Source organism: Aquitalea sp. S1-19, assembly GCF_024343515.1.
The window spans coordinates 1-1,673 of the sequence record NZ_RJTZ01000284.1 but is presented as its reverse complement, the minus strand read 5'-3'; the positions used below and the strand labels follow the sequence as shown (position 1 = coordinate 1,673).

Annotated in this window: 4 protein-coding genes; 1 reads left to right on the top strand and 3 read right to left on the bottom strand. The window is 62.5% G+C overall.

Features of this window, described 5'->3' with window-relative positions; all coding sequences use genetic code 11:
- Both EGI20_RS18390 and EGI20_RS18385 read right to left on the bottom strand, forming a co-directional pair.
- The coding region (locus tag EGI20_RS18390; RefSeq protein ID WP_498633137.1) for a molybdenum cofactor biosynthesis protein MoaE at positions 1 to 443 on the bottom strand (443 nt) is incomplete at its 3' end.
- Position 444: 1 nt separating this feature from the next.
- Complete coding sequence (locus EGI20_RS18385; protein ID WP_498633136.1) at positions 445 to 690, bottom strand: MoaD/ThiS family protein; 246 nt, start codon at positions 688 to 690, stop codon at positions 445 to 447.
- On the opposite strand from EGI20_RS18385, the gene moaC reads away from it, so the two are divergent.
- Positions 634 to 1,071: a cyclic pyranopterin monophosphate synthase MoaC gene (gene moaC, locus EGI20_RS18380; protein WP_498633134.1), complete on the top strand. Its 438-nt coding sequence runs from the start codon at positions 634 to 636 to the stop codon at positions 1,069 to 1,071. The two genes, EGI20_RS18385 and moaC, sit on opposite strands and share 57 nt — an antisense overlap.
- A gap of 111 nt (positions 1,072 to 1,182) precedes the next feature.
- Here moaC and EGI20_RS18375 read toward each other — a convergent pair.
- Positions 1,183 to 1,673 (bottom strand): HesA/MoeB/ThiF family protein (locus EGI20_RS18375; RefSeq protein ID WP_498632918.1); only part of this gene is annotated, 491 nt, incomplete at its 5' end.

Sequence of the window (1,673 nt, the reverse complement as noted above, 5' to 3'; positions counted from 1 at the left end):
GCGGCGGCATCGTCGGAAGCCTTGGCTTCGACCCAGTGGCTGCTGCCATCAATGAATTCTTCGCGCTTCCAGAACGGGGCGCGGGTTTTCAGGTAGTCCATCAAGAATTCGGCCGCCGCAAAAGCCGCAGCCCGGTGGCCACTGGCCACCAGCACCAGCACAATACCCTCACCCACCGTCAGCCGGCCCACGCGGTGAATGATACGGCAGGCCGTCAATGGCCAGCGCAGTGCCGCCTCATGGGCGATGCGGGCGATTTCGTCTTCGGTTACGCCCGGATAGTGCTCAAGATGCAGCGCAGCCAGCGGCAACTCGCCATCCTGACCGCGCACCCTGCCCTGAAAGCCGACCAGCGCACCGGCATCCCCCGCTTCGGCCAATAGCCGCTCTTCCTCATAGGCGCTGACAAACGCCGCTTTGCGTACCGTAATATCCAGCCACATATCAGCCTCCGGTCACCGGTGGCAAGATGCCGACCTCGGCGCCATCGGCGATCTCGGCCACCCCGCGCTTGATTTCCCTGTCCACCACCACGCGGAATACCTTGTCCGGCGCTAAGGCCGCCGCCCAGTCGTCTCCGCGCGCACGCAACAGGCTGAGCAAATCCTCGCTAGTGCCGCCGGCCAAGCCCATATGGTCGATGTCGGCGCCAAGAACGAAACCCGTCGCGTAGCCGTTGCGACCGGCCATATCACCATGCTGGCAGACACTTTTGCCCAGTTGCTCTCCGGCAATAATAAAAAAGGCGACGTTATCGGCATCGCCCGCATCGCCGCCATTCAGGGCGCCAAACGCTGCGCCGACCTGATCCCGCTGTGCCACCCGATTGCCCTGACCCGCGTGGCAGTCGAATTCAGCCCAGAGGCCGAACTTAACCGCCTGCATATCCGGGTCACGGCCGAAACCGTCGGCCGCACCGGTGTGGAAATGGAAGCATTAAGCGCCGTCAATGCCGGCCTGCTGACGGTTTACGACATGCTCAAGGCCATAGACCGCGGCATGGAAATCGGCGGCGTCCGCCTGCTGGAAAAACAGGGCGGCAAGAGCGGGCACTGGCAAGCGGGTTTCTGATCCATAGTGCCGGCATTGTTTCTGCCGGGCACGGGCCTGACGCCGGGCCCGGCGCCTGTTTATGGCTCTGCTGATTATCGAAACCGGGCGCTACAGCGACTTGCCATGGCGCTAAACAGCGCCACACACGGCACAATCCGGGTCGCGGCTAAAGCGCATCTCGCGCCAGGCGGCATTTAGCGCGTCATAAGTAATCAGACGCCCGACCGGACTAACACCAATACCCATCAGCAGCTTCAATGCTTCCACCGCCTGCTGCGCACCAATCACTCCGACCAGTGGTGAAAAAACACCGAAAGTCGCACAAGCTCCGTCACTGGCGTCACTGCCGCCAAACAGGCAGTGATAGCACGGGCTATTCTCGACACGCGGATCGACTACCAGCAACTGGCCATCAAAGCGTACCGCGGCACCCGACACCAAGGGTGTACGGCTGACAACTGCTGCAGCATTCACCGCCTGACGCGTTGCATAATTGTCCGAACAATCCAGCACCACATCCACCTGTGCCATCCGGTGCGCCAGCGCCGCGCCATCCAGTCGCTGCGGCAAGACCTCTACCGAAACCCCCGAGTTGATCCGGCGCACGGCATCGGCGGCCG